The organism is Terriglobus roseus DSM 18391 (genome assembly GCF_000265425.1).
Taxonomy (GTDB): domain Bacteria; phylum Acidobacteriota; class Terriglobia; order Terriglobales; family Acidobacteriaceae; genus Terriglobus; species Terriglobus roseus.
In genome coordinates this window covers 693,146-711,317 of sequence record NC_018014.1, presented here as the reverse complement: position 1 = coordinate 711,317, position 18,172 = coordinate 693,146, and the positions used below count along the sequence as shown (strand labels likewise).

The 18,172-nt window shown below is 61.8% G+C and carries 16 protein-coding genes and 2 tRNA genes; 9 read left to right on the top strand and 9 right to left on the bottom strand.

All coding sequences use genetic code 11. The features are described 5' to 3' along the window. Positions 1 to 1,245, bottom strand: coding sequence for a tryptophan synthase subunit beta (trpB, locus tag TERRO_RS03125; RefSeq protein ID WP_014784548.1), 1,245 nt, complete (start codon positions 1,243 to 1,245; stop codon positions 1 to 3). Between the two features lie 302 nt (positions 1,246 to 1,547). Here trpB and TERRO_RS03120 point away from each other — a divergent pair, with 302 nt between their 5' ends. Next, entirely contained in the window at positions 1,548 to 1,847 is a 300-nt protein-coding gene (locus tag TERRO_RS03120; RefSeq protein WP_014784547.1) for a hypothetical protein, read from the top strand. A 707-nt stretch (positions 1,848 to 2,554) separates the two neighbouring features. On the opposite strand, the gene TERRO_RS03115 is transcribed toward TERRO_RS03120, so the two are convergent. From TERRO_RS03115 to TERRO_RS03105, 3 genes are all read right to left on the bottom strand, one after another. After that, a complete protein-coding gene (locus TERRO_RS03115) occupies positions 2,555 to 3,226 on the bottom strand; it encodes a phosphoribosylanthranilate isomerase (protein ID WP_014784545.1) in 672 nt (223 codons plus the stop codon). Between the two features lie 7 nt (positions 3,227 to 3,233). Next, positions 3,234 to 4,064: an indole-3-glycerol phosphate synthase TrpC gene (gene trpC / locus TERRO_RS03110; RefSeq protein ID WP_014784544.1), complete on the bottom strand. Its 831-nt coding sequence runs from the start codon at positions 4,062 to 4,064 to the stop codon at positions 3,234 to 3,236. Positions 4,065 to 4,132: 68 nt separating this feature from the next. Then, a tRNA-Leu gene (locus tag TERRO_RS03105) sits at positions 4,133 to 4,219 on the bottom strand. Positions 4,220 to 4,482: 263 nt separating this feature from the next. Here TERRO_RS03105 and TERRO_RS03100 point away from each other — a divergent pair. Continuing rightward, positions 4,483 to 4,743, top strand: a complete 261-nt coding sequence (locus TERRO_RS03100; RefSeq protein WP_014784543.1) for a hypothetical protein — start codon at positions 4,483 to 4,485, stop codon at positions 4,741 to 4,743. A 74-nt stretch (positions 4,744 to 4,817) separates the two neighbouring features. Here TERRO_RS03100 and TERRO_RS03095 read toward each other — a convergent pair whose 3' ends face one another. After that, a complete protein-coding gene (locus TERRO_RS03095) occupies positions 4,818 to 5,441 on the bottom strand; it encodes a response regulator (protein ID WP_014784542.1) in 624 nt (207 codons plus the stop codon). A gap of 200 nt (positions 5,442 to 5,641) precedes the next feature. On the opposite strand from TERRO_RS03095, the gene infC reads away from it, so the two are divergent. Further along, positions 5,642 to 6,319, top strand: a complete 678-nt coding sequence (infC, locus tag TERRO_RS21780) for a translation initiation factor IF-3 (protein ID WP_081490578.1) — start codon at positions 5,642 to 5,644, stop codon at positions 6,317 to 6,319. Between the two features lie 197 nt (positions 6,320 to 6,516). After that, the gene (locus tag TERRO_RS03085; protein WP_014784540.1) at positions 6,517 to 8,829 is read left to right on the top strand and encodes an N-acetylmuramoyl-L-alanine amidase; all 2,313 of its coding nucleotides are present in this window, start codon (positions 6,517 to 6,519) and stop codon (positions 8,827 to 8,829) included. Here the strand turns inward: TERRO_RS03085 and TERRO_RS03080 are convergent. Continuing rightward, positions 8,826 to 9,698 (bottom strand): carbon-nitrogen hydrolase family protein, encoded by an 873-nt coding sequence (locus TERRO_RS03080; RefSeq protein ID WP_014784539.1) that lies wholly within the window; start codon positions 9,696 to 9,698, stop codon positions 8,826 to 8,828. The two genes, TERRO_RS03085 and TERRO_RS03080, sit on opposite strands and share 4 nt — an antisense overlap. Before the next feature lie 71 nt (positions 9,699 to 9,769). On the opposite strand from TERRO_RS03080, the gene TERRO_RS03075 reads away from it, so the two are divergent. The 5 genes from TERRO_RS03075 to TERRO_RS03055 all read left to right on the top strand — a co-directional run bounded on the left by TERRO_RS03075 (position 9,770) and on the right by TERRO_RS03055 (position 13,800). Beyond that, positions 9,770 to 10,918 (top strand): DUF6599 family protein, encoded by a 1,149-nt coding sequence (locus TERRO_RS03075; protein WP_014784538.1) that lies wholly within the window; start codon positions 9,770 to 9,772, stop codon positions 10,916 to 10,918. 423 nt (positions 10,919 to 11,341) lie between these two features. Further along, positions 11,342 to 11,417: transfer RNA gene (locus tag TERRO_RS03070), tRNA-Thr, on the top strand. Between the two features lie 734 nt (positions 11,418 to 12,151). Next, positions 12,152 to 13,078, top strand: a complete 927-nt coding sequence (locus TERRO_RS03065) for a tetratricopeptide repeat protein (protein ID WP_014784537.1) — start codon at positions 12,152 to 12,154, stop codon at positions 13,076 to 13,078. Positions 13,079 to 13,186: 108 nt separating this feature from the next. Continuing rightward, positions 13,187 to 13,444: a hypothetical protein gene (locus TERRO_RS03060; RefSeq protein WP_014784536.1), complete on the top strand. Its 258-nt coding sequence runs from the start codon at positions 13,187 to 13,189 to the stop codon at positions 13,442 to 13,444. 86 nt (positions 13,445 to 13,530) lie between these two features. Beyond that, the gene (locus tag TERRO_RS03055) at positions 13,531 to 13,800 is read left to right on the top strand and encodes a hypothetical protein (RefSeq protein WP_014784535.1); all 270 of its coding nucleotides are present in this window, start codon (positions 13,531 to 13,533) and stop codon (positions 13,798 to 13,800) included. Here TERRO_RS03055 and TERRO_RS03050 read toward each other — a convergent pair whose 3' ends face one another. The 3 genes from TERRO_RS03050 to alaS all read right to left on the bottom strand — a co-directional run bounded on the left by TERRO_RS03050 (position 13,801) and on the right by alaS (position 18,094). Then, on the bottom strand, positions 13,801 to 14,574 hold the full coding sequence (locus TERRO_RS03050; RefSeq protein WP_014784534.1) for an SIMPL domain-containing protein: 774 nt from the start codon (positions 14,572 to 14,574) through the stop codon (positions 13,801 to 13,803). Between the two features lie 71 nt (positions 14,575 to 14,645). Continuing rightward, positions 14,646 to 15,323, bottom strand: coding sequence for a hypothetical protein (locus tag TERRO_RS21775; protein WP_014784533.1), 678 nt, complete (start codon positions 15,321 to 15,323; stop codon positions 14,646 to 14,648). A gap of 74 nt (positions 15,324 to 15,397) precedes the next feature. Then, the gene (alaS, locus tag TERRO_RS03040) at positions 15,398 to 18,094 is read right to left on the bottom strand and encodes an alanine--tRNA ligase (protein WP_014784532.1); all 2,697 of its coding nucleotides are present in this window, start codon (positions 18,092 to 18,094) and stop codon (positions 15,398 to 15,400) included. Positions 18,095 to 18,172 lie beyond the last annotated feature (78 nt).

Sequence of the window (18,172 nt, the reverse complement as noted above, 5' to 3'; positions counted from 1 at the left end):
TTAGGTTGTCCCCTGATTCACTGCGATGCCGCCACCCAGGTCCATCTCGCGGCTGAGGATACCCATGTCCTTATCGCCACGCCCGGAAACGTTGATCATAATCACCTTGTCCTTGCCCATCGTTGGAGCAATCTTCAATGCATGTGCCACTGCATGTGCCGTCTCCAGCGCAGGCAGAATCCCTTCGGTCTGCGCCAGAACCTTAACACCATTCAGCGCTTCGTCGTCGGTCGCACTCACATACTCGGCGCGCTTGCTGTCGTGCAACATCGCATGCTCCGGTCCGACACTCGCGTAGTCCAGCCCCGCGCTCACCGAATGCGTCGAGGCCACCTGCCCCGCATCGTTCTGCAGCACATAGCTGTACGTACCCTGCAACACACCTGGCAGACCACTGCTGAAGCGAGCCGCATGATCCCCAAGAGCAGATCCGCGACCACCCGCCTCCACACCAATCAGGCGCACGTTGTTGTCCGGAATGAACTCGTAGAAGGCGCCAATCGCATTCGATCCGCCACCAACACACGCAATCACAACATCCGGATTGCGTCCCAACTGTGCGGCGAACTGCTGCTTCGCTTCTTTGCTGATCACGCGATGGAAGTCGCGCACCATCGTCGGATACGGATGCGCTCCAAGCGCCGAACCAAGGATGTAGAACGTCGTGCGAACGTTCGTGACCCAGTCACGCATCGCCTCGTTGATGGCATCCTTCAGCGTCGCCGATCCACTGTTGACGCCGCGAACCTCCGCGCCCAGCAGACGCATGCGCAGCACATTCAGCTCCTGCCGCCGCATATCCTCTTCGCCCATGTAGATCACGCAATCAAGCCCCAGCAGCGCGCAGACCGTGGCCGTCGCAACACCATGCTGGCCAGCGCCCGTCTCGGCAATAATGCGCTGCTTACCCATGCGCTTCGCCAGCAGTCCCTGCCCCAGCGCGTTGTTGATCTTGTGTGCGCCCGTGTGCAACAGGTCTTCGCGCTTCAGCCAGATCTGCGCGCCGCCCAGCGACTCACTCAAACGCTTTGCAAAGTACAGCGGCGTGGGACGGCCGACGTAATGCTTGAGCAGATCGTCCAGCTCCGTCTGAAACGCAGCGTCTTCCCGAGCCGCCATGTACGCCTGCTCCAGCTCCAGCAGAGCAGCCATCAGCGTCTCCGGCACATACCGTCCGCCGTACGCACCGAAGCGCCCGCTGCCCATGGATCGCGATACTTCCGTAACTGACTCCAATACCGGCATTGCTTACACCCTTTCGGCTTCGCTTGAAGCCCTAACGCAGGAACCGCGGCCCTTGTGGGACCGCGGCTCCGGGAATCTTTGATCTCTGTCGTTGCTGCACTGCTACAGCATGGTGCTTAGAGAGCGTGTTCCTTTGGCGCCGCGGAGAATGCTCCGTAACGGAAGGTAAATCGCCAAAAGCTCACAGCGCGTGTCATGACAGTCAGGCTACCGCAAATTCGCCCGCTTGGGAAGGAAACCGTCCGCAGGCATGCGCCATCCATGCAAAGGCAAGTGGCAGTGACCCCCAAGGAGCCGGACGAATGAACTTGAAGCAGGTAGCAGCAGGATTGGTTTTGGCGGGCTTTCTCGCCCCCATGGCAGCCATGGCACAGGAATCGCACGCGGATGCGAAGGCCCAGGTCGAGGCGCATGACAAGCGCCATCACAACAAGGCGAAGATCGTCGGCGGCTCGGCGGCAGGTGGCGCTGCCACCGGCGCTCTGGTCGGTGGACCGGTAGGCGCGGTCGTGGGCGGCGGCATTGGCGCAGTGGGCGGCGTCGTCGGGAACAAGGTCCGCAAGCACCACTCCATCAAGAAGCGTGAGCGCGGCGAGCAGTAATTTCCCTGCGCCCGGTAGAAGTTCCTCTGGACCAGAACAGCAATCCATCACTAAACTCTTGAAACGTCCTTTGGCGAGGACCGAGCGGGGGCGAGCAGCGACGGCTGCTCGCCCTTTCTCATTGCACGCAAGAAATTGGGTGCCCCATTCTTTTGCGAAGCAAAAGGGTGGGTTAAAGTGCAGTCGGTACGCAACCGTCAACTTCGCACCTGTCTTTTGCGACGCTCGCGCGAAGCGCGATCTCTTTCGGAGGGGCATGGCTTTAGCCATGCCATAGCTGGCGTCATCTAAAACCGGCTTCAGCCGCCGAGGGATTTCCTCTCTCCCGGCGCGAACCCAGCGGAGACCACCAGAACTGGGTGCCCCACCTTCGCGAAGCTAAGGTGGGGATTCGTGCAAAGCACGAACCTTTCCGTCTCGACTCAAGAAAATGTAAAGGTCAAACCTCGAATCGGGTGCCCCATTCATGCGGCTCTTGCGCATGAGTGGGACTCGCGCAAAGCGCGACCGCTTTCGGAGGGGCATGGCTTTAGCCATGCCATAGATCCCATCATTCAAAACCGGCTTAAGCCGCTGAGGGATTTTCTCTCTCCCGGCAAGCACCCAGCGGAGACCACCAGAATCGGGTGCCCCATTCATGCGGCTCTTGCGCATGAGTGGGCCTCGCGCAAAGCGCGACCAAGACCAACCGGGATCCCCGAACGGGATTACCCCCGAACAACCCCAACAAAAGCCCGAACCCGGTCATGATCCTTAACCCCAGGCGATACTTCCACACCACTCGAAGTATCCACACCATCAGGATGAAGAGCCTCAATCGCAGGACCAACATTCTCGGGCCGAAGCCCACCCGCAACAATCACCGGCAATGACAGCCCCTGCAGGGCCGAAGCAGCAGCGCTCCAATCAAACGTCACACCAGTCCCACCACTCGCCTCCGCCGTCCGCGAATCCACCAGCAAAGCATCCGCCAGTCCCGAAGCAGCAATCGCTTTGCACTCCACACGGAAGCGTTCCATCTGCGTCTCCGCCGAAACATCGGTCAACCAATGCACCACCTGCAGCACCCGCATCCGCCCCTTCGTCTTCGGAAACTGCCGGCGAATGATCGCGGCACGCCTCGGATCGAAAGCGCTATGAAGCTGGATGCCGGTGATGCCAGCGGCAGCGGCCGTCGCCAGGATCTGCGCAGCGTTCGTCTGTGTGAAGACACCGATGGTCTCCAGCGTTTCAGGCAGTTCCGACGTAATCGCACGTGCGTCCTGTGCCGTAATCAATCGCTTGCCCGAGGCGAAGATGAACCCAACAGCATCGGCGCCTGCTTCGGCGGCAACAACACAGTCTTCCAGCCGAGTATTCCCGCAGATCTTGATCCACATGGCGCGCTTACTCCGCGATCGAAGCGGATGCGATCTCTGCCACGCCCGGCTGCAGCAGCGCCAGCAGCGCATCGCCCGGGTTCGGCGCGCGCATCAGCGTCTCGCCGATCAGGAAGGCGTTGTAACCCGCAGCGGTCATGCGGCGTATATCCGCACGCGAGCCAATGCCGCTCTCCGCAACACGGATCACATCCGCAGGCAACAGGTGCGCCAGCTTCTCCGCCTCAGCAGAGTTCACCTCGAACGTCCTCAGGTTGCGGCTGTTCACGCCCACCATCTCGCAGTCCAGCGGCAGCGCGCGATCCAGTTCCGCGCGATCATGCACCTCGCACAACACATCCAGCCCCATGCCGCGAGCCACACCACGCAGGTGCTTCAGCTCCGCATCATTCAACGCCGCAACGATCAGCAGAATCGCATCGGCGCCATACGCCCTCGCCTCCAGGATCTGGAACTCATCGACGATAAAGTCCTTCCGCAGGCAAGGCAGCAGCGTGTTCTCCGAAGCCGCCTTCAGGTACTCGAGGCTGCCCTGAAAGAAAGGCTCGTCCGTCAGCACGGACAGGCAGGCAGCACCACCCTGCTCCAGTTGCGCAGCCAGCTCAGCGGGACGAAACGTGGGGCGGATCAGACCTTTCGACGGCGATGCCTTCTTCAGCTCCGCAATCACCGCAGGCCGGGTCACCGCAGCGTTGCGCAGAGCCGCAGCAAATCCGCGCGGCTCGTGCGCAGCCGCCATGGTCTCCATCAGGCGGTCGCGCTCCGGCGAACGGCGCAACGGCAGGTCAACGCGCGTCAGCGCCAGGATGCGATCGAGGTGTGTCTCCGTACTGGTCATCCCGTCCATGCTAAACCCGATGCAAAAGCAAAGGCGCGATGCCGGAGCATCGCGCCTTTGAGATGTATTGGTGCCGAAAAGAGGACTCGAACCTCCACACCCTTGCGAGTACGTGGACCTGAACCACGCGCGTCTGCCAATTCCGCCATTTCGGCACGGGAGCGATTCTGGCAGAGCCGAACTTCGCTTGCAGCTTGATCAGTGTCCCAAAGTGTTGAGGCTATGTCAAATACGAGTGACATTTTCGCTCCTCGAAACCCTCGAATGCTGAACTCGCACTGAGACGATTCAAATGCTGTTCCAAACTGGAACTCGATCTGTTGATGCGCATTCAACCCACTGGCAGTAAGCTGCATCCAACGCGACACAATCTTAAGATTGAGCAGTGCCGCATGCCTGCTCAAGGGGAACTCCTGCTATGACCCAGCCGAACCCGTTGCCGACCTCTTCCGCGACGGACGCCGTAATTCCGGAAGACCTGGCACTCGAGATTCGTAAGCTGGCTCACGACCTCAGCAACGCGCTCGAAATCATTGTGCAGACAGGCTATTTGCTCAGCACAGCCGACCTCAAGTCACCCGCCAGCGACTGGCTGCGCATGCTCGACAGCGGCACCACCAAGGCCCTCGAAATCAACCTGGCGTTGCGCAGCTACATCAAGAACCACAGCCCGCACTAAAGCTCCCGCTCTGGCATAAAGCAAAACAAGGGCACCCGTTGGGTGCCCTTTGTTCTGCGATGACTCGAACCGCATTACTTCTTTGCAGGTGCCTTCTTCGCGGCTTTTGCAGGAGCTGCCTTCTTCGCAACCTTCGCCGGAGCCGACCTCTTCACTGCAGCCTTTGCAGGCGCTGCCTTCTTGGCAACAGCTTTTGCCGGCGCGATCTTCTTGGCGACAGACTTCACCGGTGCGGTCTTCTTCGCCGGTGCGGTGGCCGATTTCTTCACGACCGCAGCAGACTTCTTCGCAGCCGACTTCACTGGAGTCTTTGCGGCAGCCTTCTCCTTCGCGGCCGTGTGGCGCGCGAACAACGCCTCCAACTGCTGCAGCAGGATGCGCGTGTGCATGGGCTTCACCAGCATCTTGTCCGCGCCCATTGTGGTCAGGCTCTCATCATCGACCGGGAATGCGGTCAGCAGCGCGATCGCCGGGTTATACGGTGCTTCTTTCGCGGCCGCGATCACGTCAGCGCCAGCATGTTCATCTTCCATGCGCATATCCGTGATCACCATCTCGTATTCGCGATGGCGCAGGCGGCTCTTGCCTTCGCGCGCGGAGGTGGCGGTGTCCACATCGAAGCCGCTGATTTCCAGCACGGCCTTCAAGGTCAGCAAAACAGCAACTTCATCATCGACCAACAGGATGCGACGCTTCATGGATCTCTGTGTCTCCTAATATCTTTGGCGCCCGCACTTCATCGGCCAGCACGCACCGATGGCAAGCATACTCTCTTGTGAAATAGTCCACCGCCAAAGTTACTGCTCCGGGCGTCGAGAAACAAGCGCGGACGGGCATGAAATACCCTGCGTTTTATACCGTACACATTGCGATCCAACACGCCAATGTATACTCAAGGATGCAGCGCCGCAGAACGGGTGCGCTCCATCGTGGAGCGACCAGTCAGCAGCGAGCGCTGCGGAGGCGCACTATTCCACCGTTTACCGACAAGCGAGCCATCAAGTCTTTCATTCGCACCAACGAAAAGATTCGCGCGCGCGAAATCCGCGTCATCGACGAAAATGGCGAACAGCTCGGCATCATGGCGCCGTTCGACGCACTGAAGATTGCGCGTGAGCGTTCGCTCGACCTGGTGGAGATCTCGCCCAACGCCGCACCGCCCGTCTGCCGCATCCAGGACTACGGCAAGTATCTGTACGAGAAGGACAAGAGCGACCGCGCTGCACGCAAGAAGCAGAAGGTTATCGTCATCAAGGAAGTCAAGTTCTCGGTCACCGTAGACGAGCATGACTACCAGACGAAGAAGAACCAGGCCGTCCGCTTTCTGGGTGAAGGCGACAAGGTCAAGGCTTCGCTCCGCTTCCGTGGCCGCCAGATGGCGCACCGCGACCTGGGCTACAAGATCGTCAACCGCCTCATCATGGACATCGGCGCAGCAGGTATAGTCGAATTCATGCCGCGCATGGAAGGCACCACGCTGCACGCCATCATCGCGCCGACGAAAAAGCCCGAGCCAGCGCCAGTGAAGAAGACCGCTGAAGCTGCCATCGAAGAGTCGCCGGCAGCCGAAGCGTAACGCCTTCGGATCACTCGTTTTAGAAGGGCGCGCCATTGGCGCGCCCTTCTCAGTCTCTCGTGAAATCCTTCGACAATTTAGCCCTCTTTGGGTACCGCCGGAGCTACCCCGCCCGTTTTGCACCGGGACCAGGGTACGCACCTCGGTAAACTGAGGGCGGTTTGGCCCTCTTAGTTCCATCCCGAGGCGCGCGGCTCGTGCTGCTTGCGACATTGCTGCCGCTGGCGGCCTCATGCGTGATCGCCCAGACATCCCGTTCCTCTAGAACAACGACGAGATCCGCAAAAAAGCCAGTCGAACTGACACCGTGGCAGATCGCTGAAGCCGCTCGTCAGCAGTTGTTCGAGATCGCTCCCGAGCAGCGCACGCGCGAAGACTACAGCACCGTCATGGATGCCTACCGCATGATCTATCACGGCAATCCCGCAGATCTGCACGCGCCGGAATCCATCTACAACGTCGGCCTCCTCCTCGCCGACGAAGGAACGGCAGTGCACGACACGCGGATGCTGACCGCATCGATCGGCCAGTTTGAATTTCTTCGGACGCAGTACCCGCGCTCGTCCTTCCGCATCGCTGCCCTGCTCGAAGAGGCCCACGTCGCTGCCGATCGCATGCGCGACGTGAAGCTGGCACGCACCAAATACGGCGCGTTCGTCGAGGAGTATCCGCAGTCGTCACACATTGACGAAGCACAGGCCGCGTTGAAGAGCCTGCGCGCCGGCGTGCTTCCCGCGCCGCTCACAGCGCCAGCCCCGGTTCAGACCGCCACCTCACAACTACCGGCAATGCCCACGACCAGCCGCGCGGCCTCCAGTACCACCGGCGTCAACGCCAACGCCGTGCCGCCGGAAGTGCATGCAGAGGCAAGCCTCGCCGCCTCGCAAGGCAGCGCCAGCCAGCCCATTGTGGTGGCCTCGCCCGTAGCGACATCGGCGAAGCGCACAGGCGCGCCAGTACAGGACGCCAGCGCCAACGTGCCCGCGCACACGAAGAGCGGCCTTGCCACCGTCTCCGCCATCCGTCACTGGTCCACGCCCACCTACACGCGCGTCGCCATCGACCTGGGCGACGAGGTGCAGTATGAGGCCGCACGTGTCCCCGGCCCGGACCGCATCTACTTCGACCTTCACGGCACGCGACTCGCCCAGGAACTGAGCGGCAAGAGTTTCACTGTGACCGACGACGGCTTCCTCAAGCGCATCCGCGCAGCCCAGTACTCGAACGACATGACGCGCATCGTGCTCGATGTGAACGACGTCACCGAGTACTCAGCCTTCCTGCTGCCGAACCCCTACCGGCTCATCATCGACATCCATGGCGGCGCGAAGAGCTCAGCAACAGACGCGCCCGCCGCCACAGCGTCACAGCAGACCACCGCGTCACGAAGGATGAACGGCACGGATATGTTGAGGTCGCCATCGGTCATTCAAGGATCCGTCGACCGCGTTGGCGGCGGTGCGGTCATGTCCTCCAGCGGCAACTACCTGCCACCGGCACCGGTGCCGCAGGATACCTCGGCCGTTCCCAGCACCGTTGCATCGCGCACCACCAGCGGCAGAGAAGTCGCGGCCCTGAGCAATCAACCCGACAACCAGCGGGCCACCGCCCAGCCCACATCGCAACCCATCGCCGTCATCTCGGACCTTCCCCGCGCTCCTGCACCACCGCTCATAAACAAGAAGGGCAAGCGCGGCAATGATGCTCCAACGATCGCGGCCACTCCCGGTCACGTGGCCGCACCAACCTCGGATGGCGAGCGCACCCTGCAGCGCGCGCTCGGCCTCAAGATCGGCCGCATCGTCATCGACGCAGGCCACGGCGGCCACGACAGCGGCACCATCGGCGCCGGCGGCATCATGGAAAAGGACGTCGTCCTCGACGTCGCGCTGCGCCTGGGCAAGCTACTGCAGGACAAGCTGGGCGCACAGGTCATCTACACCCGCAGCGACGACACCTTCATCCCGCTCGAAACGCGCACCGCCATCGCCAACAAGGCAGAGGCCGACCTCTTCATCAGCGTCCACGCCAACAGCAGCCAGGACGAGACCGCCCGCGGCGTTGAGACCTACTACCTCAACTTCACCTCGCAGCCCGACGCGCTGGACGTGGCCGCCCGCGAAAACGCCGTCAGCGACCAGTCCGTTCACCAGCTCGCCGATCTGGTGAAGAAGATCACGCTGAAGGACAAGATCGACGAGTCGCGCGAGTTCGCTTCCGACGTCGAACAGTCCCTCTTCGAGGGCCTGCACAAAGGCAACGAAGGCCTGAAGAATCGCGGCGTGAAGAAGGCGCCCTTCGTCGTTCTGATCGGTGCCAACATGCCGTCCATCCTCACCGAGATCAGCTTCGTCACCAACGGCAGGGACGCCGCGCAGCTCCGCACACCGGAGTACCGGGAGCGGGTCGCCCAGTCGATCTTCAAGGGCGTCGCGCAGTACACCAGCGGTCTCAGCGGCGGAGGCGTGCGCGTCGCAAGCACCGCCAAGCAGGACTCGCGCGGCTACTAGCTCGTCCGCACCTTCAGATCGAAGACATCCGGCCGACTGTAATGTCCTGCAACGTCCAGGTCGAACTTGCCTCGCGGAATCTGGTCCAGATCGATCTCCGCCACCAGCAGCCCCTCGCCCTTCAGCGGTCCGGCAATCACGTCGCCGCTGGGCGCGACGATGAGACTGCCACCGTCGATCGTGCCACCCTCCACCCGAAGATCCTCAGGCCAGTCCTCTTTCGTCAGCCAGTGACAGGCGCTCAGCACAAAGCAGCGGCCCTCATAGGCGATGTGCCGCATACTTGTTTGCCACATCTCTCGGCTGTCGACCGTGGGCGCGCACCACAACTCCACACCCTGCGCGTACAGGTGCTGCCGATACAGCGGCATGTAGTTCTCCCAGCAGATCGCGGTGCCGAGGCGCCCAACGTCCGTGGCGACCACCTGCATCGTCGTCCCATCGCCCTGGCCCCACAGCAGCCGCTCACTCGCCGTAGGCATCAGCTTCCGGTGCTTCGCGGCAAGCCCGCCCTCCGGCGTGAACAACAGGCTGCTGCAGTACAGTGTGCCCAGGTCGCGTTCGATCACACCGATCACGATGTGCAGCTTTAGCTCTCGCGACAGCTCCGCAAGGCGCACCGTCTCCGCACCCGGACAATCGATGGCGGCGCGAAAGTACCGCAGGAAGAGATCGCGTCCCGCCTCGGTGCGCTGGCCCACCGTCGCGCCAAAGCTCTGCAACTTGGGATAGCCGCCCAGCAGCGCCTCCGGAAAGACGACCAGCTCCGCACCTAGATCCGCAGCCGCGCGGCACCAGTGCTCCACCCGTGTCATGGTTGCAGCGGTATCAAACAACACGGAGCCAATCTGTGCGACAGTAGCTTTCATCCCTGTAAGTCTATGGCTGGCGCGGAGACTCCTGCTACCGCAGGGCTCCCGGTGGTAGTCTCACCCTTGTTATGGTCCGTTTTTCCGCAAAACTCGCTCTGCTGGCCGCACTGGCTGCGCCGTTGGTCGCACACGCGCAGGCTCCCGCATCCACGCCCGCCGCCACCACCGTCGTCACGCCTCCCGCGCCACTGCTGCCGGATAAGTTCGGCGAGTGGCAGGCAAGCGGCCCCGCAGACAACAGCATCCACCTGGCCGAGGGCGTCGCCACCGAACTCATCGTCAAGCGGAGCGACGCGAAAAAGTACGAGGCCGAGGGCAATGCCTCCGTCATCTCCGCCACGGAGTTCGCCGATGCCACCGGCGCCTACAGCGCCTACACACTCATGCGTACGCCGCAGATGCGCCCATGCGCGGGTGGCAACAGCCTGGGTGTCGACTGCTCCATCTCCTCCGGCACCATGATCTTCTGGCAGGGCGACACACTGGTCCAGATTGCACCGGCCGGCACCAAGCCCATCTCCGCCAGCAGCTTCAACGAACTCGTGGGCATGCTGCCTAAGCCCACCGGGGCGAAGGGCGCGCATCCACTGCTGCCCACACGCCTGCCGCAGGAAGGCCTTGAGAAGGACAGCCTGCACTACGCCGTTGGATCGCTGACCTACGCGGCGGAAGGCGGCAGCCTGCCGGCCGGCGTTATCGACTTCAGCAAGAGCCCGGAGATCATCACCGCGCGCTATCACGGCGGCAAATCCGGCACCGGCCTGCTGACCATGATCTTCTATCCCACGCCCACCATTGCGGGCGACCGCCTGCGCGCGATTGAGAAGGCCATCGACGACAAGTCACTGCCCGCATCATTCCTCACGGGCGACCCAAAGGCCGCGCGCTCCGGTCCCATCGTCGCGATCGCAGCCGGTGGCTTCGCGGCGCGGCAGGCATCACGCATGGTCGATAGCGTGAAGTACGAAGCGAACATCAGCTGGAATAAACCCGAAGGCTATATGGAGCAGTTCAAGGTCTCCCAAGCCGCCAGCGTCATGGTGCAGATCATGATCTTCGTCATCGTGATGGTGGGCGCAGCACTGGCCCTCGGCATCGTCTTCGGCGGCGGGCGTGCTGCCATCCGCAAGGCGCGCGGTAAGCCAATCTCAACCATGGACGACATTGAGGTCATCAGCCTCGGCCTCCGTGGACCCGCCGATCGCAAGCTGCAGTAACGTTCTGCGGGTACCCGCCTAAGCGAATAAACGGCGAAATGTCAAGTAACGGGCAACTCCGCTTTCTAACTGCAAGTGCATGATTTTGCGAGGCTTGCGATTATTCTTGACACTGCCCGAGGGCGAGCCATAGACTTTCGCCAGAAAGTTCAGATGGCTTTGCCTCCGTCCGGACTATTCTCCCTGAAGAAAAGGCCGCCCGTTTGACGGGCGGCCTTTTCGTGTCTGAGCATCGCTGCGGACGCCTCAGCCGGACACCCTACGTCCCGCGATTGTGATACGGGACAGCCCTGGCGCCAGCGTCATCCGATGCGTCGCATGAAGTCACGAAATGCAGAAAGATACGTCTGAGAAGCAAGTCGGTCCTTCCATCCACAACCACTTTTGCACCATCGGCCAACGCCAGTTAGAATCAACAACGAGGCCGACGTAGCTCAGTTGGTAGAGCAGCTGATTCGTAATCAGCAGGTCAACGGTTCAAGTCCGTTCGTCGGCTCCATTAAGGCCTCACACACGCGAAGCGCAAACGGTTCAAGTCCGTTCGTCGGCTCCATTAAGGCCTCACACACCCGAAGCGCAAACGGTTCAAGTCCGTTCGTCGGCTCCATTAAGGCCTCACACACGCGAAGCGCAAACGGTTCAAGTCCGTTCGTCGGCTCCATTAAGGCCTCACACACGCGAAGCGCAAACGGTTCAAGTCCGTTCGTCGGCTCCATTAAGGCCTCACACACGCGAAGCGCAAACGGTTCAAGTCCGTTCGTCGGCTCCACTTAGGCCTCACACTCGCGAAGCGCAAACGGTTCAAGTCCGTTCGTCGGCTCCATTAAGGCCTCACACACGCGAAGCGCAAACGGTTCAAGTCCGTTCGTCGGCTCCACTTAGGCCTCACACTCGCGAAGCGCAAACGGTTCAAGTCCGTTCGTCGGCTCCATTAAGGCCTCACCCATCCGCAACGCAAACGGTGGAAGTCCCTCCGGCCTCCCGTTCCCTCTCTCGCTTTTCCGTCTGACTCAGACGCGCGCAAGGCTCTGTCGCGGGCCACGAATCCGTGGAAAACCCTGTCTGTAATCCGCGGGAAATAAAAAGTATCGAGTCAGGTACAAGTTATCCACTAGATTCTGCTTTCTGTGCTTCACAACGTCTTGCTTACCGTGTGGTGCGGCATCATACTCGGCACATGGTCGCTGTCCGCGGGGATTTCCCCCGCCGTGCGTGCGGCCAGGAGCGCAGACGATGCCGGCAATGACAGCGCCTGTTACCCTCTACTCGCGGCAGGACGCGGCGCGTATCCTACGCGTCCCTGAGAAGCAGATCGCGGCATGGCAGCGTGCCGGCCTGATCTCCGCTAACGCCACCGAGTTCAGTATTCGCGACCTCGCGGGCATGCGCAGTCTGCGTGACCTGCGCGAGCAGCGCCTGACCGTCCGGTCCATCCGTAGCTCCGTCGAAGCCATGCAGCGCATCGCCGGCATGGCCGACCCCCTGCATGAGGCCGCACCGGTCTCGCGCGGCACACGGCTCGTCTTCCGGCACAGTGGCGCTCTTCTGGATCCACTGACGCAGCAGCTTGCCTTCGACTTCGACGCACCGCCCCGTCGCGAACTCTCCCTGCTCAAGCGCGAACCTCCCCGCGAACAGGTCATGCGCGACCAGGCAAAGGCGCAGGAGTTCTTCCAGCGTGCCGTGCAGCTCGAAGAGAAGACCGAGACCCTGGCCGAGGCCGCCGCGCTCTACCTGCAGGTGCTGGAGCTCTGCCCGCGCCACGCCGCCGCATCCATTAACCTCGGCACCATTCTCTACAACGACCGTCGCTTCACTGAGGCGGAACAGCGCTACCGCACCGCCGCCGAGATCGATCCGGACTACGCACTTGCCTTCTTCGACCTTGGCAACGTGCTCGACGAGCTGCGCCGCCTGCCGGAGGCCATCGCCGCCTACACCCGTGCCATCCAGCTGGTGCCGCAGTACGCCGACGCCCACTACAATCTGGCGCTCGCCTACGAACGCACCGGCGAACGCCGCAGGGCGCTCCGTCACTGGCTCTGCTACGTCCGTCTGGACCCGGTGGGACCATGGGCCACCCACGCCCGCATGCAGGCCCGGCGAACGCTCGCCACGGAACGCCTCAGCATCGTCACCCGCGGTGGCAAGCTGGCCTAGGCCGCATCTCGCACTGCAAGACGCCCTGATCGCGACTTGCCAACACTCCATTCCTGGGACTAGAACACTCTCGCAAGTGCATTCCAGCGCCGATGGAGGGCGCGCGGTATGTGGCGAGCATCTTCCCTCTTTGGACACACAAACACCCCGGAACACCACGCGATGATGCACTCCCAGACGCATCAGCCGGCTGAGGAGCAATCCGGCATGCTGGGCGACCACGACGGCCGCGGCCTGTGGGGCGAGCGAACCCTCCTCTGTCACGTCTGCCACGCAGAACTGCTGCCGCACGAGGCGAAAGACGGCTGCTGTGAGGACAAGGACGCCTGTTGCTGGCGTGCCCTCAGCGAACGCTGCTGCTGGTAGCACCGAAAAGTTCTCGCCAACGCAGGGTTTGCGGCGTTACAACTATGTCGCAAGGTATGTCGGTCACGCCCCGGAGGACGTTACCCATGTCTCTGTTCAAGCACACACAGCAACCCCATCCACACGGCACGCCGTTGCCGCAGAAGCTGCGGAACCTGGGCCATACGTTCAGCGACACGGTGCTGCATCCGCACATGCCGGCTTCGCTGAAACAGATGAGCAACAGCGTCCTGCACCCAAAGCGGAAGCGCTGTCGCGCATGCTATGCGGAGCTGTCGCCAGAGGATCAGCCCTTCGGCTGCTGCTCAGATAGCGTGGCCTGTGGATGCCGCGCGTCCTCTGTTCACTGCTGGTAGCTACTGCAGGTAATAGTCGACGGTCGTAACGACGCGGACCTGCTTCATCACGGTGGAGTCCGCAGACTGACCGCCGCCACCCTCTTCGCCGCCCGTCGTACTTGCGGCAGGGCCTGCCGCCGAGATGGAGAAGACTCCCTGATTCGCCGTGCGAATCGCGCCCACGTGGCTGCCCGAGTCCGCTGCAAAGCGATCGGCGGAGGCGCGTGCATTGCGCGTCGCCTCCGTTATCATGTCCGGCTTCAGAGCATTCAGCCCCGTCCACTTGTACGAGATGCCGGAACCTCCGCCAAACTGGTTGCCACCAACCACGATGCCAGCCTGCACAAGGTCTGCCGTGTTCTGTCCCGCGTGCTGCAACTTGTCGACGTCATGCGTGGTCAGCGTAACGGTCTGCTGCACAATGTAGCGATTCCGCGCCTGGTTGCCGCCGTACTCGTTCGCCTGGGTATCCGTGACCTGGATCTGCCCAACGGAGACCTCAGTCCCCGTAAAGCCCTGCTTGGCAAAGAAGTCCATGATGGCCTGCTTATCCGCCTGGCTCTTCGCGAAGACCGGCGGCAGGTCGTTACCGGCCTCCTTGAACGCGACGTTCCAGATGCCGGTGTCCGACTTGACCGTGCGCTCGACAAGGCCTTTGACCGTCACATAGCGGTCGCTGAGCTTGGTCGCCTTGATCTGCGAACCCATCACCCAGCCGGCGATCACAAGGCTCACACCCAGTGTGCCGCCAAGCGCCAGCGCCGTCGTTACCAGTGACTTCCGATCGTCCACGTCATCGCTCCGAAGCTGTATCAGCCAATCCGGTCTCTCACTTTAGCATCCAGCTCGTCCAGCTACTGTAACTACTTGCCGTACTTCTCGGACAGGTTCTGGAACGGCTCGCGGCCCTGCAGGTAAGCGTTTTGCTCTTCTTGCAGCACCTTCGCCGCGATATGAAGTTGCACCAGGTCCCCCTGCCAGACGCCGCAGATTTCTGCCAGGCTGTCGGCGGCTTCCTGCGATACGTCTCGCTTGCCAATTTGGTAGCGACCGATGAGGCCGAAGAAGCGAGACGAATCTACCGCAATAGTCTCCTGCCGGCGCTCGAAGACATCCATGTCCTTGTAGATCCCGCTCAACTTCTTGGCATCCTCGTAGGGCATGTAGCTGAGCGCGGACGTGGCGCCTGCGGTGAGCCACGCCGTCTTGTCGAGCCCGGTGATGTTGTACGTGGCCTCCAGGTTGAGGTCATGTTTGCCCTTTGGATCGGACTGCACGACAGCGATGGCATCCGAGTTGCGCCGCATGACATCTTGTTCTTTCTCAATGTTAGCGACGGCGTCGTTCACCTTGGTGGCGTTGCGCCGGATCTCTGCGTTCATGCTGGCGCGTGCACTTTCGGCCAGTTCGTGATGGTGCCAGCGCTCCACGCCCGCTTCAATCCCCACCGCGATCAGCAAGCCGATCGTGATGGTGAACAGGTGAAGGAAGAATTCGCCCGTACCGTGGATAGGCTTATGCGGCGGATGCACTTCAAGCATGGCAACACTCTACTCGAGAAGTGACAAAAGCGGGTGCCCCACGTCTCGATTCTGAGACGTGGGTTCGTTGCTGCTTAGCCGATGAGGTCGCCGACAGTCGCCGCAGCGGCTGCCAGCGCAGCGTCCAGTTGCGAAGGATCGGTGCCACCCGCCTCTGCAAGATCAGGCCGTCCGCCGCCTTTGCCGCCAACCTTCGCGGCCAACGCGCCAACGATCTTGCCCGCCTGCACCTTGCCCACCAGATCCTTCGTCACAGCAGCGATCAGCGCAACCTTGCCATCCTCTGTCGCAGCGCCCAGCACCACAACGCCAGAACCAAGACGGCTGCGCAGCGTATCTGCGAGCGACCGCATCTGGTTGCGATCCAGACCGCTCACCTTCTGCGCCAGCACCTTGACGCCCTTCACCTCAATGGCCGACTCCGCCGCGTTCTCACTTGCAGCCGACGCCGACTTCATGCGCGCCTGGTCCAACTCACGGCGCAGCTTCTTCAGCTCTTCCTCCTGCGCGTTCAGCTTCGCCTGCAGCGCAACCGCCGGATACTCCGAGCTGCCGCCAATGAGCGATCCCGCAACCTTTGCCAGATCGAAGTCACGGCGGAACTCCGCCAGCGAACCGGTGCCCGTAACAGCCTCGAGACGCCGGATGCCGCTCGACACCGACGATTCGCCCGTCAGCTTGATCAGGCCAATCTCACCCGTCGCGGTGGTATGAATACCACCGCAAAGCTCCGTGGAGAAGTCGCCGATCTTCACGACGCGAACCTTGTCGCCATACTTCTCACCGAAGAGCGCCGTGGCCTTGAACTCATTCACCGCCACGTCGATCGGCACATCCACAAAGGTCTCGACCTTCGTGTTCCCCATCACCTCGCGGTTGATGATGTCCTCAACGTCCTGCAACTCTTCGTCAGCCACCTGCGTAAAGTGCGAGAAGTCGAAACGCAGACGCGACCGGTTATTCAGCGATCCAGCCTGCTTCACATGCGTTCCCAGCACCTCGCGCAACGCCGCCTGTAGCAGGTGCGTTCCCGTGTGATTCCGAATCGTCGCAGCCCGCTCCGCACCGTCGACCACGGCGTCAAGCACATCCCCCACGGCAATCGCCCGGCGCACCGTAACCTTGTGCGCAAACACGCCCTGCACCGGCTTCGTGCAGCCATGGACATCGGCCAGCGCGCCCGTGTGGTCTGTGGGATATAACCAGCCGGTATCGCCCACCTGTCCGCCCGAGTCCGCGTAGAAGCTGGTGCGATTAAGCACCACCTCACCCTCATCACCCGGCATCAGCACGTTGACGCCTTCACCGTTCTTCACCAACGCAAGAACAACCGCGTCATCGGCACGAAGACCGCCGTACCCAAGAAACTCCGTCTTCCCAAGCTCGCGATAGACCGGGCTCGCCGTCTTCTGCGAACCACCCTTCCAGGACGATCGAGCACGCGCCTGCTCTTCTTCCTTCGCGCGCTCAAAGCCGACCATGTCGAACGCAACGCCCGCATCGCGCGCAGCATCGGTCATAAAGTCGAGCGGCATGCCAAAGGTCTCATACAGCGAAAACGCCTGAGCGCCATCCTGCAGAACCTCGTTCGTCATACGAACCAGCCCAAGCTGCAGGGTCCGCGCAAACTGCTGCTCTTCCTGCAGCACGGTCTTCGCAACACGATCGGCAACATCAACAAGTTCGGGATAAGCCACCTGCATCTCATCGCGAACGGCATAGACCATCTGGTGCATGAAGGGCTGCTCCTGGCCAAGCAGCCGTCCGTGACGAATGCCGCGACGAAGAATCTTGCGCAGCACATAGCCGCGGCCTTCATTCGCCGGATTCACACCATCGGCAATCAGGAACGTCGCCGCACGCGCATGATCCGCAATGATCCGCAGGCTCGCAGCGCCCTTCATATCGACCACCGCACCCTCTTCCGCGGTCAACGCCTGGAAGCCGGTCAGCTCGATCGCCTTCGCGATCAGCGGCACAAACAGATCGCTTTGGTAGTTCGAAAGCTTGCCTTGCAGCACGCACGCGATGCGCTCAAGGCCCATGCCGGTATCGATGCTGGGCTTCGGCAGCGGCAGCAACTCCACCTCGCCGCCGGCGCTGACCTGCCGGTCAAACTGCATGAAGACGAGGTTCCAGATCTCCATGTAGCGCTGGTCGTCTTCGCCAAAGGGCTTGTCTTCGCCCGTCTCGCTCGCCTCAAGACCCAGATCAAAGTAGATCTCCGAGCATGGGCCGCAGGGGCCGGTCTCGCCCATCTGCCAGAAGTTGTCCTTCGCGCCCAGCTCGTAGATGCGGTTCTTCGGCACGCCTGCGGCCAGCCAGAACTGCTCAGCCTCGTCGTCGCGCGGGGTCTGCGCATCACCCTCGAAGATTGTGACGTACAGCCGGTCCTTGTCGATCCCGAACCAGTCCGGCGACGTCAGCAGCTCCCACGCATAGGCGATCGCGTCCTGCTTGAAGTAGTCGCCAAAGCTGAAGTTCCCCAGCATCTCGAAGAAGGTGTGGTGACGGCGCGTGAAGCCCACATTCTCCAGGTCGTTATGCTTGCCGCCCGCGCGGACGCACTTCTGCGAGGTGGTGGCGCGCACGTACGCACGCTGTTCCGCGCCCAGGAAGACGTCCTTGAACTGGTTCATGCCGGCGTTGGCGAACAGCAGCGTTGGGTCGTTGTGGGGGACGAGCGACGAGGAGTGGACACGACGGTGCCCTTTCTCCTCAAAAAACCGCAGAAAATCTTCGCGAATCTGGCTTCCAGTTAAGTGACGCATGGCCTATAAAGTCTAGCAGCGCGGATCGAAGTCCCCTTGCGTCCTCCCGCCCCGAAACTCCTGCACAGCGCCTGAACA

Excerpts from the sequence above, each read along its gene's own strand:
- trpB (WP_014784548.1), bottom strand. The coding sequence starts at position 1,245 with ATGCCGGTATTGGAGTCAGTTACGGAAGTATCGCGATCCATGGGCAGC.
- TERRO_RS03120 (WP_014784547.1), top strand. The coding sequence starts at position 1,548 with ATGAACTTGAAGCAGGTAGCAGCAGGATTGGTTTTGGCGGGCTTTCTC.
- TERRO_RS03115 (WP_014784545.1), bottom strand. The coding sequence starts at position 3,226 with ATGTGGATCAAGATCTGCGGGAATACTCGGCTGGAAGACTGTGTTGTT.
- trpC (WP_014784544.1), bottom strand. The coding sequence starts at position 4,064 with ATGACCAGTACGGAGACACACCTCGATCGCATCCTGGCGCTGACGCGC.
- TERRO_RS03100 (WP_014784543.1), top strand. The coding sequence starts at position 4,483 with ATGACCCAGCCGAACCCGTTGCCGACCTCTTCCGCGACGGACGCCGTA.
- TERRO_RS03095 (WP_014784542.1), bottom strand. The coding sequence starts at position 5,441 with ATGAAGCGTCGCATCCTGTTGGTCGATGATGAAGTTGCTGTTTTGCTG.
- infC (WP_081490578.1), top strand. The coding sequence starts at position 5,642 with ATGCAGCGCCGCAGAACGGGTGCGCTCCATCGTGGAGCGACCAGTCAG.
- TERRO_RS03080 (WP_014784539.1), bottom strand. The coding sequence starts at position 9,698 with ATGAAAGCTACTGTCGCACAGATTGGCTCCGTGTTGTTTGATACCGCT.
- TERRO_RS03075 (WP_014784538.1), top strand. The coding sequence starts at position 9,770 with ATGGTCCGTTTTTCCGCAAAACTCGCTCTGCTGGCCGCACTGGCTGCG.
- TERRO_RS03065 (WP_014784537.1), top strand. The coding sequence starts at position 12,152 with ATGCCGGCAATGACAGCGCCTGTTACCCTCTACTCGCGGCAGGACGCG.
- TERRO_RS03060 (WP_014784536.1), top strand. The coding sequence starts at position 13,187 with ATGTGGCGAGCATCTTCCCTCTTTGGACACACAAACACCCCGGAACAC.
- TERRO_RS03055 (WP_014784535.1), top strand. The coding sequence starts at position 13,531 with ATGTCTCTGTTCAAGCACACACAGCAACCCCATCCACACGGCACGCCG.
- TERRO_RS21775 (WP_014784533.1), bottom strand. The coding sequence starts at position 15,323 with ATGCTTGAAGTGCATCCGCCGCATAAGCCTATCCACGGTACGGGCGAA.
- alaS (WP_014784532.1), bottom strand. The coding sequence starts at position 18,094 with ATGCGTCACTTAACTGGAAGCCAGATTCGCGAAGATTTTCTGCGGTTT.